Origin of the sequence: Pseudomonas fluorescens (genome assembly GCF_001623525.1) — a bacterium.
Taxonomy (GTDB): domain Bacteria; phylum Pseudomonadota; class Gammaproteobacteria; order Pseudomonadales; family Pseudomonadaceae; genus Aquipseudomonas; species Aquipseudomonas fluorescens_Q.
In genome coordinates this window covers 4498564-4510713 of sequence record NZ_CP015225.1, presented here as the reverse complement: position 1 = coordinate 4510713, position 12150 = coordinate 4498564, and the positions used below count along the sequence as shown (strand labels likewise).

13 protein-coding genes are annotated in these 12150 nt (G+C 60.0%); 11 read left to right on the top strand and 2 right to left on the bottom strand.

Annotation, left to right across the window (positions count from 1 at the left end; all coding sequences use genetic code 11):
• Window positions 1–143: 143 nt before the first annotated feature.
• From TK06_RS19390 to TK06_RS19370, 5 genes are all read left to right on the top strand, one after another.
• Complete coding sequence (locus tag TK06_RS19390; protein WP_063323394.1) at window positions 144–3056, top strand: aminotransferase; 2913 nt, start codon at window positions 144–146, stop codon at window positions 3054–3056.
• 253 nt (window positions 3057–3309) lie between these two features.
• Window positions 3310–4416, top strand: a complete 1107-nt coding sequence (aguA, locus tag TK06_RS19385) for an agmatine deiminase (RefSeq protein ID WP_063323393.1) — start codon at window positions 3310–3312, stop codon at window positions 4414–4416.
• 242 nt (window positions 4417–4658) lie between these two features.
• A complete protein-coding gene (locus TK06_RS19380; RefSeq protein ID WP_053177657.1) occupies window positions 4659–4859 on the top strand; it encodes a hypothetical protein in 201 nt (66 codons plus the stop codon).
• Window positions 4860–5101: 242 nt separating this feature from the next.
• Window positions 5102–5773, top strand: a complete 672-nt coding sequence (locus tag TK06_RS19375) for a DsbA family protein (protein WP_063323392.1) — start codon at window positions 5102–5104, stop codon at window positions 5771–5773.
• 251 nt (window positions 5774–6024) lie between these two features.
• A complete protein-coding gene (locus TK06_RS19370) occupies window positions 6025–7311 on the top strand; it encodes an OprD family porin (RefSeq protein WP_063323391.1) in 1287 nt (428 codons plus the stop codon).
• A gap of 159 nt (window positions 7312–7470) precedes the next feature.
• Here TK06_RS19370 and TK06_RS33230 read toward each other — a convergent pair whose 3' ends face one another.
• On the bottom strand, window positions 7471–7605 hold the full coding sequence (locus TK06_RS33230) for a hypothetical protein (protein ID WP_256575074.1): 135 nt from the start codon (window positions 7603–7605) through the stop codon (window positions 7471–7473).
• 59 nt (window positions 7606–7664) lie between these two features.
• On the opposite strand from TK06_RS33230, the gene TK06_RS19365 reads away from it, so the two are divergent.
• From TK06_RS19365 to TK06_RS19350, 4 genes are read left to right on the top strand one after another with little or no spacing between them, the layout of a single operon-like run.
• Window positions 7665–8411 (top strand): 2OG-Fe dioxygenase family protein, encoded by a 747-nt coding sequence (locus TK06_RS19365; RefSeq protein WP_003196764.1) that lies wholly within the window; start codon window positions 7665–7667, stop codon window positions 8409–8411.
• A gap of 13 nt (window positions 8412–8424) precedes the next feature.
• On the top strand, window positions 8425–8862 hold the full coding sequence (locus TK06_RS19360) for a GNAT family N-acetyltransferase (RefSeq protein WP_170845933.1): 438 nt from the start codon (window positions 8425–8427) through the stop codon (window positions 8860–8862).
• Window positions 8859–9572 (top strand): AzlC family ABC transporter permease, encoded by a 714-nt coding sequence (locus TK06_RS19355; protein WP_003196767.1) that lies wholly within the window; start codon window positions 8859–8861, stop codon window positions 9570–9572. The genes TK06_RS19360 and TK06_RS19355 overlap by 4 nt, the downstream gene beginning before the upstream one ends.
• Window positions 9551–9868 (top strand): AzlD domain-containing protein, encoded by a 318-nt coding sequence (locus tag TK06_RS19350; RefSeq protein ID WP_063323390.1) that lies wholly within the window; start codon window positions 9551–9553, stop codon window positions 9866–9868. Before TK06_RS19355 ends, TK06_RS19350 begins: the two co-directional genes overlap by 22 nt.
• Here the strand turns inward: TK06_RS19350 and TK06_RS19345 are convergent.
• Window positions 9785–10711 carry a LysR family transcriptional regulator gene (locus tag TK06_RS19345; protein WP_063323389.1) on the bottom strand — a complete coding sequence of 309 codons (927 nt, stop codon included), beginning with the start codon at window positions 10709–10711 and terminating at the stop codon, window positions 9785–9787. The two genes, TK06_RS19350 and TK06_RS19345, sit on opposite strands and share 84 nt — an antisense overlap.
• A 345-nt stretch (window positions 10712–11056) precedes the next feature.
• Between TK06_RS19345 and TK06_RS19340 the strand changes: the two genes are divergently transcribed.
• Both TK06_RS19340 and TK06_RS19335 read left to right on the top strand, forming a co-directional pair.
• Entirely contained in the window at window positions 11057–11467 is a 411-nt protein-coding gene (locus TK06_RS19340) for an MbcA/ParS/Xre antitoxin family protein (RefSeq protein ID WP_003196771.1), read from the top strand.
• Window positions 11467–12144, top strand: coding sequence for an RES family NAD+ phosphorylase (locus tag TK06_RS19335; RefSeq protein WP_063323388.1), 678 nt, complete (start codon window positions 11467–11469; stop codon window positions 12142–12144). The genes TK06_RS19340 and TK06_RS19335 overlap by 1 nt, the downstream gene beginning before the upstream one ends.
• The last annotated feature ends 6 nt before the right edge of the window (window positions 12145–12150 follow it).

Genomic DNA, 12150 nt, shown 5'->3' with positions numbered 1-12150 from the left:
GGTGCAAGCGAATATCCCATGGACATGCCCTCCCATATAGCCTCTCAGGAGAGCTGTGCATATTTTTGAACAGGAGGGGTTGCTTATCCTCCGGCTCAGTGGCGTGATAGGCATCCGAACAAAACCACCTCAGGGGTCGTTGTATGCCACTCGCTACGTTGGTTCACCGTGCCAGTTTGCCAAGCCCACAGATCAGCGCCGAGCAAGCGCTGGTGCTGCTGCGCTCGAATTACGGACTCAGCGGCGACCTGCGACCCCTTGGCAGCAACCAGGACCTCAATTACCGCGTCGACAGCGAACGTGGGCGCTTTGTGTTGAAAATTTGCCACGGCGACTACGCTGTCCAGGAACTTCAGGCCCAACACGCGGCCCTCAAGCAGTTGGCCGGGCACGGCGCGGTGAAGGTGCCGCGGGTGATTACCGCCAGCAACGGCCAGGACCTGCTGACTTTGGACGTCGACGGCCAAGCGATCCATATGCGCCTGCTTGAGTACATCGACGGCCAGTCCCTCACGCAGCTCAAACACCTGCCGCTTGAGTTGGTGACCGGCCTGGGCCGCCTGTGCGCGGAAATGGACCTAGCCTTGGCAACATTCGACCACCCAGGCCTGGAGCGCACCCTGCAATGGGACGCGCGCCACGCTCCCGCCCTGGTCGATCATCTGCTGCCTGTCATCGACGACGATCAGCGGCGGCAACTGATCGCCGAGGTCGCGCAACAGGCCGAGCGGCGCTTGCAGTCGCTCAAGGCCAGCCTGCCGGTGCAGGCGATCCACATGGACATCACCGATGACAACGTGGTCTGGCAGCGCGATGCCCAGCGCCAATGGCAATTGCAGGGCGTCATCGATTTCGGCGACCTGATCCGCACCTGGCGCATCACGGACCTGTCGGTAACGTGTGCGGCCCTGCTGCACCACGCCGACGGCGATCCATTCTTCATCTTGCCGGCGATCAAGGCCTACCAGGCGGTCAACCCCTTGCAACGCGAAGAACTGTTGGCGCTGTGGCCATTGATCGTGGCGCGCGCCGCGGTGCTGGTGCTCAGCGGTGAACAGCAGGTTTCCATCGACCCGGACAACCAATACAGCCGTGACAACCTGGCCCATGAGTGGGAGATTTTCCGGGTCGCCCACTCGGTGCCCTTCGAATTGATGGAGGCGGCGATTTTCACCGCCGTCGGCCACAGCCTGCCGCCCATCGCCAGCGAAGGCTTTGCGCCGCTGTTGCCGACCCTGGTGGGGCGTGAGTTCGCGCTGATTGACCTGGGTGTACTGAGCCCGCATTTCGAGGCCGGCAATTGGGAGCAGCCGGGGATCGACCAGCGCCTGCTGAGCGAGGCCGCGGGCGTTCATGGCCTGGCCGCCAGCCGCTATGGGCAATACCGGTTATCCCGCACTCGGCCGGACAGCGCCGTCGAACCCGATACTTATCCACTGCACGTGGAGTTGAGCGTTCCTCGGGGGACGCCGCTCGAATCCCCGTTCGCTGGGGTCGTGCACAAGGCTGCCGACGGCCTGTTGCAGCTGGACAGCGCGCAGTTGAGCGTGCGGCTGTGGGGCGTGACGTCGCCGCTGCATTCCGGCGCGGCACTGGTCAAGGGGCAGGTGCTCGGTGAAGTGACGGGGCCGTTGCGGGTCCAGTTGTGCCGTGGCGCCCAGGTGAATCCACCGCTGTTCTGCACGCCCTCCAGGGCAGCGGCCTGGCAGGCGCTATGTCCTTCGCCGGCGGTGCTGCTGGGACTGGCTTGCGATGCCGAACCGGAGATCGATCCCCAGGTGCTGCTGGCCCGTCGCGATGCGAGCTTTGCCCGTTCGCAGAAGCACTATTACGTCGATCCGCCGCGCATCGAGCGCGGCTGGCGCAATCACCTGATCGACATGCAGGGCCGCTCGTACCTGGATATGCTCAACAATGTCGCGGTGCTGGGCCATGGACATCCACGCATGGCGGCAGTGGCTGCCCGGCAGTGGTCGCTGCTCAATACCAACTCGCGTTTCCACTATGCGGCGATCGCCGAATTTTCCGAACGCCTGCTGGCGTTGGCGCCGTCCAACATGGACCGGGTGTTCCTGGTCAACAGCGGCACCGAGGCCAACGACTTGGCGATCCGCCTGGCCTGGGCCTACAGCGGCGGGCGGGACATGCTCAGCGTATTGGAGGCCTATCACGGCTGGTCGGTGGCCGCCGATGCGGTCTCGACGTCTATCGCCGACAATCCCCAGGCCTTGAGCAGCCGCCCGGACTGGGTGCATCCGGTGACCGCACCGAACATCTATCGCGGCGAATTCCGTGGTCCCGACACTGCGCCGGACTACGTGCGCAGCGTTGAACACAACCTGGCGAAAATCGCCGAAAACAACCGCCAGCTCGCCGGTTTCATTTGCGAACCGGTATACGGCAACGCCGGTGGGATCGCGCTGCCGCCCGGTTACCTGAAGCAGGTCTACGCGATGGTGCGCGAGCGCGGTGGGGTCTGCATCGCCGACGAAGTCCAGGTCGGTTATGGGCGCATGGGCGAGTTTTTCTGGGGCTTCGAAGAGCAAGGCGTAGTGCCGGATATCATCACCATGGCCAAGGGCATGGGCAACGGCCAGCCACTGGGTGCGGTCATTACCCGCCGGGAGATCGCCGAGGCGCTGGAAGCCGAGGGGTATTTCTTTTCGTCGGCCGGAGGCAGCCCGGTCAGTTGCCAGATCGGCATGGCGGTACTGGATGTCATGGAAGAAGAACATCTCTGGGAAAACGCCCGGGTGGTGGGTGGGCACTTCAAGGCGCGGCTGGAGGCCTTGATCGACCGCTACCCATTGGTCGGTGCGGTGCATGGTTCCGGGTTCTACCTGGGCGTGGAACTGATCCGCGACCGCGACACGTTGGAGCCGGCCACTGAAGAAACCACGGCGCTGTGCAACCGCCTGCGAGCGTTGGGGATTTTCATGCAACCGACCGGCGATTACCTGAACATCCTCAAGATCAAACCGCCGATGGTCACTACGCGCCAGAGCGTGGATTTCTTCGTAGATATGTTGGTGAAAGTCTTGGACGAGGGGTTGTAACCAATCTGGAACGCCAAGCTGTTCCCCTGTAGGAGCGAGCGTGCTCGCGATGACGGTGTCCAAGCCTATATTGATTTGGCTGACCAACCGTTATCGCGAGCACGCTCGCTTCCACAGGGGTTGCATTAATTTATAAAATCGATTTTTGTCGATGTTTGGCGCTATTTTTTGATGGGTGTTGGTTTTTTTGGCTTTATTAGTCGATATTTATCGTTTATAAGGTTGCCACTGCCCATCGCCCAGGAGATGACCCATGACAACGTTGCACAGCACTCCCCGCGCGGATGGTTTCCACATGCCTGCCGAGTGGGCGACCCAGACCCAGGTCTGGATGATCTGGCCCGAGCGCCCGGACAATTGGCGCCTGGGCGGCAAGCCCGCCCAGGCCGCCCACATAGCGGTCGCCAAGGCCATCGCCCGTTTTGAACCGGTGACCGTGGCGGTGTCTGCGGCCCAATACGAAAATGCCCGGGCGCGTCTCGATGTGCCGAATATCCGCCTGGTGGAAATGTCCAGCGACGACGCCTGGGTTCGCGACACAGGGCCGACGTTCGTCATCAATGACAACGGCGAAGTGCGCGGTGTCGATTGGGATTTCAACGCCTGGGGCGGTTTCGACGGCGGCCTGTACGCACCGTGGAACCGTGATGCGCAAGTGGCCGGCAAGATTCTTGAGATCGAGCGCAGCCCGCGTTATCGCACCGAAGGTTTTGTGCTCGAGGGCGGCTCGATCCATGTGGATGGTGAAGGCACCCTGATCACCACCGAAGAGTGCCTGCTCAACCGCAATCGCAACCCACACTTGAGCCGTGAAGAGATCGAGGCAGTGCTCAGCGCGCAGTTGGCTGTGGACAAGATCATCTGGCTGCCGGACGGTCTGTTCAATGACGAAACCGACGGTCATGTGGATAACTTCTGCTGCTACGTGCGGCCAGGTGAAGTCCTGCTTGCCTGGACTGACGACCCGCAAGACCCGAACTACACCCGCTGTCACGCGGCGATGAACGTGCTGCAAAACAGCACTGACGCCAAGGGACGCCCGTTCACAGTGCACAAAATGCCGATTCCGGGGCCGTTGTACGCCACCGAGGAGGAGTGTGCCGGTGTCGACGCGGTGCAAGGGTCCCAAGAGCGCAACCCAACCGTGCGGCTAGCCGGTTCCTATGTGAACTTCCTGATCGTCAACGGCGGCATCATCGCCCCAAGTTTTGACGATCCGCTGGACGCACCGGCCAGGGACATCCTGCAGAACCTGTTCCCGCAGCACGAAGTGGTCATGGTGCCAGGGCGCGAACTGTTACTGGGGGGCGGCAATATCCATTGCCTTACTCAACAGCAACCTGCACCGCGCGCAAAATGAGTGGCGATGTAACAGCTGGGTGATATCGACCGCGCCGGCTCTAGGTCGGCGGTTTTGGATCCATGCCGGCAAGCCCGCGGCCCGATTGGCGCGCGGGTTTTTTTGTGCCTGTTTATTGGCGTGGCGGATACATTGGCATAGCTCTTGTATCTGTACTTCGGCAGTTCTGGGGAGAGAACTGAGTTGTTTTGTCATAAACCTTGGATAAATTGGCCGCTCATCAACCAGGAGAGGGCGCTGGAATGAATATGATAAGCGAGCGCACATGCCATCCCTTGGCCGTTAATGGTGAGTCGCTTCAAGCCTTGGCGCAGTGGTTGAAATCCAACGGAACGCGTCAGATCAGAGAACCTGATCCGCGCCAGGTAATCGTTGAGCGTTACCCCGTTGGCCTGTTCAGCGAGGCGGAGCTGGAAGCGTTGTGGGATGTGATGCAAGGATAGAGTTCGACGGATTGATAAAAAGCGCTGGCCGGGATGGCAGCGCTTTTTTTGTATCCGCTGGCTTTCACATTGATTCGCACAAATCCTATGGGAGCTAGCCAACTCCCATACAGGGTGGTGTTCAAATTCAGTGGGATATTCGACCGATCCACGAAACACACTGAAAACCGTTTCAGCGTTTTTCCGCAGCGCTTTCAAGACTACCCTGCTGCCATCCAATTCCCATGGTTAGCGGAGTCCTCATGGCCACTCTTCATTATATCTACGACCCGCTGTGCGGCTGGTGTTACGGCGCCAAGCCGCTGGTGCAGGCTGCCCGAAGTGTATTGCCGGTGATTGCTCATGGCGGCGGCATGATGACCGGTGCCAATCGCCAGCAGGTTTCGCCGCAATTGCGCGATTACGTGATGCCCCACGACCGGCGCATCGCCGAATATTCCGGGCAGCCGTTTGGCGAGGCCTACTTTGAAGGTTTGCTGCGTGACCACAGCGCCGTCTTCGATTCGGCGCCGCCGACCGCCGCCATCCTCGCTGCCGAACAGCTCGGCGGCCACGGTCTGGAATTGCTCGGGCGCCTGCAAACCGCGCACTACGTCGAGGGTCGGCGCATCGCTGACGAAACCGTCCTGCTGGAGTTCGCTCAATCCATGGGCCTGCCGGCCCAAGCGTTCCTGGCGGCGTTGCGCGCGGTTGACGTGCAGGGGCATATCAAGGCCAGTCGTACCTTGCTGGCTCAGGTCGGCGGCCAGGGTTTCCCGACCTTGGCCCTGGAGCAGGACGGCCAGTTCACGCTGATCGACATCGGCCCCTGGCTCGGCAAGCCCGAGGCATTCGCCCAATGGCTGACGCAAGCCACGCCGGTTCAGGCCTCCACGCCAACAGCGGCCTGCGGTCTGGACGCTTGTTCGCGGTGAGCAGTTCTTAGACATTTTTTGCCTGATTACAGACGTTTCACGAAATTGACACACCGTTGAGGGCGCGACTAGGATTCGTCCTACGCCTGTGGCTAACAGCCATGACTCTTAAATAATAAAAAGGCCCGACACGATCACTCGTGGGCGGGCCTTTTCATTATTTCCAGGAGCAAGAGTCCGAAAAAGAGCGCAAAAAGCGCCATTTCGGTTGCCCGCCACAGTGCGTATCAACCCGTACAAGGAAAATAAACATGTTGAACAAGCGCATTAGTATGATCGCACTGGGGATCTTGAGCACGACACACGCCATGGCCAATGACCAGGCTGAGTCCAAGGGGTTCGTTGAAGACAGCAGCTTGAAAGTGCTGTTGCGCAACGCTTATATCAATCGCGACTACAAAGATGGCAACCAAGACAAGGCCGAGTGGGGCCAGGCGGCCATAGGTACCTTCTCGTCCGGTTTCACCCAGGGCACCGTGGGTGTCGGTGTGGATGCGTTCGGCCTGTACGCGCTGCGTCTGGACGGCGGTAAAGGCCGCAGCGGTGCGGGTGGCATCGACTTCTTCAAGCAAGGCGACAGCGGCAACGCGGCCGATGACCTGTCCAAGTTCGGGGCAGCGGTCAAGTTCCGCGTCTCCAACACCGTGCTGGCCTACGGCGACCAGATGCCGGCCCTGCCGGTGCTCAGCTATGACAACTCGCGCCTGTTGCCGGAAAGCTACACCGGCACATTGATCACCTCCAAGGAGATCAAGGGCCTGGAACTCAATGCCGGCCGTTTCACCGCCGAATCGCGCAAGAGTGCTGAAGGCCGCGACAGCGGTGGCCTGAAGTCGATCAACGTCTTGGGCGGCAGCTATCAGTTCACCGAGCAGTTCAAGGCTTCGCTCTACGCTTCGGATGTCGAAGACGTATTGAAGAAGCAATACGTGAACGCCAACTATGTGTTCCCGCTGGCCAAGGATCAGTCCCTGACCCTGGATTTCAACGGTTATCGCACCAAGCTGGACAACAGCTACGTTCGTGAAAACAACGTCACCGGCGATGACAACAAGATCTGGAGCCTGGCAGCCACCTTCGCCACGGGGCCGCACAGCTTCACGCTCGCCCACCAGCGCAGTACCGGCGACAGCAACCTGGGTTATGCCTACGGGGGCTATCAGCGCGAGCAGAATCGGGTGGGTGATGGCGGCAATACGATCTACCTGGCCAACTCCTACTGGTCCGACTTCAACGCTGAAGACGAACGCAGCTGGCAGTTGGGCTATGGCCTGGATTTCACCACCTTCGGCGTACCGGGCCTGACTTATAACGTTGCTTATGTGCGTGGCGATAACATCACCACCTCGACCAGCGAAGGCGGCACCGAGCGCGAGATCTTCAACCAGTTCAAGTACGTGGTCCAGAGCGGTCCGGCCAAGGACTTGAGCGTCAGGTTGCGCAGTTCCGTGCTGCGGGTGTCGCAGAAGTCCAGCGAGTACAACGTCAGCGGCAATGAGCTGCGGGTGTTCGTGGATTACCCGATCAACGTCTTCTGATGCCTGATCAGGTTGTAAGTCTATAAAACCGTGGCGAGGGAGCTTGCTCCCGCTGGGCTGCGCAGCAGCCCTTCTGGTGTGAGCGCTGCGCACTCAAGCGGGAGCAAGCTCCCTCGCCACAATTGATCACGCCTGCCTGCAATAAATAGCGTTGCGACCTCAAACTCGGGTCTTTTTGGCTTTCAGCACAAAAAACACCGCTGGAACCGCCTGTTTTCCCGAACAAAAGTCGTACTCATGCAATTTTTGCCAGCGTTTCAAGCGCCGCTTGAAATGCCTCAAATACTTTCTCATGGACGTAAATCCTGCACCTACTAGATTAGGCCGCTCAATGCAGCGGAGACCTATGAAAAATGATCGTTCTGAACAGGGAAGTGGGCGAAGCGCTAAGACGTGACAAATACGTCAATGTTCGCGGTGGAGACTTCAACCTCTACGGTCATTTCGGCGATTTTGTCCGGCTGACCAAAAGCTGGGAAAACATGGAGCCCGACAGCTACTACGGCCAGGCCGAGTCAGGCATGCGTTTTCGCCGCTACAGCGACTTCGAATACAACCCTACGACCCGCGAGCTCACGCAGCTCGAACACCGGGCCTACATTCAGTCCAAGGCCAACAACAGCTATGTCGGTGGACTGGAACGGCACTTTCAGGACTTCTCCAACGAAGTGATCAATTCGCCGGTGATGCGCAGCCTGATCGACACGGACTTCGAGGTCTACAAGAACGTCCTGCCGCAGGAGCTGCACGATGAAATCTGGCAGTGCCAGATCCATCAGATCCGCATCGAGATCAAGCCGGGCAAACAACTGGAAATCACCCCCGAAGGGATTCACTGTGATGGCTATCCGTTCAGCGGCGTGCACTTCTGGGGCCGTCAGAATGTGGCGGGTGCGGAAAGCCGTTTGTACAGCGCCCAGGAAGAACAGCTGGCGGCGACGACCTACGAGGACATCCTCGACACGACGTTCTTCCTGGATCGCGACATGCGCCATTACGTGACCCCGGCGCGCAACACCCATAGCCATGACATGGCGTACCGGCAGATCCTGGCCATTTCCTTCTCGCGGCCCGGGACCGCTTTCGACATTGTTCGCTGAACGGCTCGAACCCATGGACGACCCGACGCAGCAGGTCCTGTTGCGCCGGGCCATGGTCCGGGACGCCGAGCGACTGGAGCGGTTTTTTCGCGGTTTCGACGAAGTGTCGTTCTGCGAATGGCAGGACGCCCGATTCTTGCGCGGTGTGTTGTTGCAGGAAACCACCACCGCGTACCTGGCTATCGATGCGAGCGGTGACGTGGTGGGCGCCGTGATCGGCGGTATGCTCGGTACCCGTGGCACGATCAATCACCTGGCGGTCAGCATGCAGCATCGCGCCAAAGGCCTGGGCCAGCGCCTGGTTGAAGCCGCGTCGGCTGACATGAAACGGGTCGGCGTGCTGCGCATGTTCCTTTTTGTCGACGATGCTAATCTGGCCGGCAAGCGCTTCTGGGCGGCCCAGGGCTTCTGTGAGCCCCGGGGCGAAATCACCTTCGAGAGGGATTTATGAACAAGACTTCCAGCCAGCCGCTGGCGGTCGAACCACAAGCCTCGCGTACCTTTGCTGAAGCCAGTCCGGTGGTAGCGGGTTATTTCACGGTTTCGTTTGTGTTCGGTCTGATGGCGGTCAACGCCGGGTTGCCCCTGTGGTTGCCGGTGGCGATGTGCCTGTTCGTCTACGCGGGCGCTTCGCAATTCGCGGCGCTGGCGCTGATTTCCAGCGGCGCGTCGCTGACCACCATCGTGCTTACCACGTTCCTGATCAATGCCCGCCACATGCTGATGTCGGTCTACATGGCCAAGGCCCTGCGTGCGCTGGGGCTCAGCCGTTTCGAGCGCTGGTGCTACGCGGCGGGGCTGACGGACGAGTCGTTCGCGTTCCACAGCGTCAAGCTCGGCAGCGGGGCGCCGGTGAGTGTGCGCTACCTGGTCGGCTTCAACCTGTTCTGCCACACATCCTGGGTGCTCGGTGGCTTGCTGGGTGCCGTATGTGCGCAATACGCGGCGCACCTCATCAAGTACCAGCTCGACTATGCGCTGACCGCGATGATGCTCTATGTGCTGGTTTCGTTGTGCAACACCCGCAACAAACTGATCGCAGCCCTGGCGGCTGTCGTCTGCATGGGCGGGCTGAGCCTGCTGGGCAGCTCGCCATTCAATGTCTTCATTGCCACGTTCGTTGGCTGCGGGGTAGGCGTATGCCTGACCAAACGTTCCTGATCCTGGTCGTGGTCCTGATGATGGCCGTGACCTTCCTGCCGCGCGCCCTGCCGTTGCAGATCAATACCGAACACTGGCCGCCCTTTATTGCCCGCGCCCTGGAATACCTGCCAGTGGCGATCGTCGCTGCCATCAGTCTGACTCCCTTGTTGATCAAGGATCAGCAGATACAGCTCGACCGCCCTGAGTTTTATGCCGCGATTCCGACGCTGTTATGTGCGTATTTCAGCCGCAACCTGTTTCTCAGTGTGGCGGTGGGCACGGCGGCGTACATCGCGCTCGGTTCGTTCCTGTAGCGTCAGGTCCACCACATCGTGCAGTGCCTGGCCGGACAACTCCGGATTGTTCACCGCCAGGCGGACTTCAAGGAAATCCTCGAAATCCGGGAAAATCGCCAGGCCGTTGCGCAGCGCGGCTTCCCGGGACACCAGCCCCAAGCCATCGAGCTGAGTGATCAATGACAGCGTCAGCGTTTCACTGCAGGAATACACCATGCGCTGGCTCGACCCGTATTCACCCAGGCCGGCGTCGAGAAAGCGCAGGAAGCTGCGGGAGTACGGGCATTCTTCTGCCGGACGCACCTGAAACTTGTCACCGAGCAGGCCAAGGGAATCGTCTGCATCGCCACAATGGGCGCCGACCACCCGCACCTGCACATCCGGCATGGTGATGCTGGTAAAACCGCCCTGTTGCTGGCCGATCAGGACCGCCAGGTCAAAATCTTCATTCCTGAGTTTGCTCAGGTTCTCCATCGACTCGGCGTAGCTGAATTCCAGCTGATACTGGGGGAACACAGCGATCAACCGATCGATCATTCGCCGGTTGAACTCCGCCGGCAGGGTGGTATTGAGCGCCATTCTGAGGATGCGCTGTCGCGGGCTCTTGAGCGCCGCGACTTTCTCCTCCAACTGCCGGGTGGCAATCAGCACCTGATCCATGAAGGGGGTCAGTTCCGAGCCTTGGCTCGTCAACGTCAGGCCCTTGTTCGAGCGCCGGAACAACCGGAAACCGAACTGTTCCTCGACCTTGTTCAACTGCGCCGCCAACGCCTGCACCGTGAGGCACGAATGCTCGGCCGCTGCCGACAACGAGCCGGTCTGCACGATACGCATGAGGTTGCGTAGGGTTCTGCTATCCATGAGGTAATGCCCTCTGCTTAAGTGGGCTCGCTATTGTTGTGCACCTGGTCCGGGCCAGGCAGTGCATGCCGGCTATCATCATGCACCTTGCCACGGTTGTCGCGATTTTGGGCCGAAAAGCGCCGGCAGGCGATGGTTGGAGCTTATGCGGAATTTGGGGATTTTGCCTAACAGATGCTGGCCAAGACCTGTTAGTGGGAAGCTGGTTACGTTTGTTGACCTGCAAAGCCATGCCGAATTGTTCGAATAGAACATCGATGGAATCCGTTTGCGAATAAAAACTTAAAAATAATCCACATCTGTACTATCCTCTAAGCACCACCCCGCGATAAAGGAGCCCAAACCATGGCGACTTCCTCCATCACTCTCAATGCGCAGCAACAATTGGATTCCCCGGATGCGGGTCGAGTCGCGTTGAAGTTTTTCTTCAACCTCATGGCGCTCTGGGGCTGCAGCGTCGAGCAGCAGCGCACATTGCTGGGCAAGGTGGGAAACACGACCTTCTACAAATACAAACAATTGCCGGAAAACGTGAAGCTGCCTCGCGATACGCTCGAGCGCATTTCCTACCTCATGGGTATCCACAAGGCACTGAGCATTATCTTCAGCAACAGCCGGGACCGTGCTTATCAATGGGTCAGCAGCCCGAACACCGCGGCACCGTTCAACGGCCAGTCGGCACTGTCCTACATGCTGACCGGCCGCGTGGTAGACATCGCCGATGTGCGGCGATACCTCGACGGAGTACGCGGTTGATGATGCCACCACTGGCGGACCCGCAATGGAATCGGGCCTATCGGATCGTCAACAGCAGCTTCCCGCCGATTTCGCTGTTTGAAGACGTACTCGACCCTGAAGACCTGCCCACGGCCTACGCCCTGGAAGCGTTGACCAACGATCGGCTGATGGAGCAAGCCGGCGTGCTGTCCCGGGTCCGCCCAGAGGACCGCATTTCCGGGCCCGGCTCCTCGCCGGTGATGGCGGCGTTTACCCACATCGGCAAAAGCAGCCGCTTCAGCGACGGCACCTTCGGCGTCTACTACGCCGCCAGCAGCCAGGAAGCGGCCATTGCCGAGACCTGCTACCACCAGGCGCGATTCCTTGGCGCGACCAACGAGCCAGACCTGGAGCTGACCATGCGCACCTACATCAACAAGGTGGTCAAACCTCTGCACGATATCCGCCACGACTACCCCCACCTCCACAACCCCGACCCTACAGCCTATGGTCCGTCCCAAGTGTTCGCCCGACAACTGCGTGAAACCTTGTCGTGGGGGCTGCTGTACAACAGCGTCCGGCTGCCCGGCCACGAATGCGTGGCCGCGTTTCGCCCTCCGGCAGTTTCGATTCCGGTGCAGGGCAAGCATATTCGGTACGTCTGGAGCGCCCAGAAGCGGGAGATTTCGTTTGTGTTCGAGGTGAGCGAGGTTTGAAAAGGG

Excerpts from the sequence above, each read along its gene's own strand:
- TK06_RS19360 (WP_170845933.1), top strand. The coding sequence starts at position 8,425 with ATGGACGACCCGACGCAGCAGGTCCTGTTGCGCCGGGCCATGGTCCGG.
- TK06_RS19350 (WP_063323390.1), top strand. The coding sequence starts at position 9,551 with ATGCCTGACCAAACGTTCCTGATCCTGGTCGTGGTCCTGATGATGGCC.
- TK06_RS19345 (WP_063323389.1), bottom strand. The coding sequence starts at position 10,711 with ATGGATAGCAGAACCCTACGCAACCTCATGCGTATCGTGCAGACCGGC.
- TK06_RS19335 (WP_063323388.1), top strand. The coding sequence starts at position 11,467 with ATGATGCCACCACTGGCGGACCCGCAATGGAATCGGGCCTATCGGATC.
- TK06_RS19355 (WP_003196767.1), top strand. The coding sequence starts at position 8,859 with ATGAACAAGACTTCCAGCCAGCCGCTGGCGGTCGAACCACAAGCCTCG.
- TK06_RS19380 (WP_053177657.1), top strand. The coding sequence starts at position 4,659 with ATGAATATGATAAGCGAGCGCACATGCCATCCCTTGGCCGTTAATGGT.
- TK06_RS19340 (WP_003196771.1), top strand. The coding sequence starts at position 11,057 with ATGGCGACTTCCTCCATCACTCTCAATGCGCAGCAACAATTGGATTCC.
- TK06_RS19375 (WP_063323392.1), top strand. The coding sequence starts at position 5,102 with ATGGCCACTCTTCATTATATCTACGACCCGCTGTGCGGCTGGTGTTAC.
- aguA (WP_063323393.1), top strand. The coding sequence starts at position 3,310 with ATGACAACGTTGCACAGCACTCCCCGCGCGGATGGTTTCCACATGCCT.
- TK06_RS33230 (WP_256575074.1), bottom strand. The coding sequence starts at position 7,605 with ATGAGAAAGTATTTGAGGCATTTCAAGCGGCGCTTGAAACGCTGGCAA.
- TK06_RS19390 (WP_063323394.1), top strand. The coding sequence starts at position 144 with ATGCCACTCGCTACGTTGGTTCACCGTGCCAGTTTGCCAAGCCCACAG.
- TK06_RS19365 (WP_003196764.1), top strand. The coding sequence starts at position 7,665 with ATGATCGTTCTGAACAGGGAAGTGGGCGAAGCGCTAAGACGTGACAAA.
- TK06_RS19370 (WP_063323391.1), top strand. The coding sequence starts at position 6,025 with ATGTTGAACAAGCGCATTAGTATGATCGCACTGGGGATCTTGAGCACG.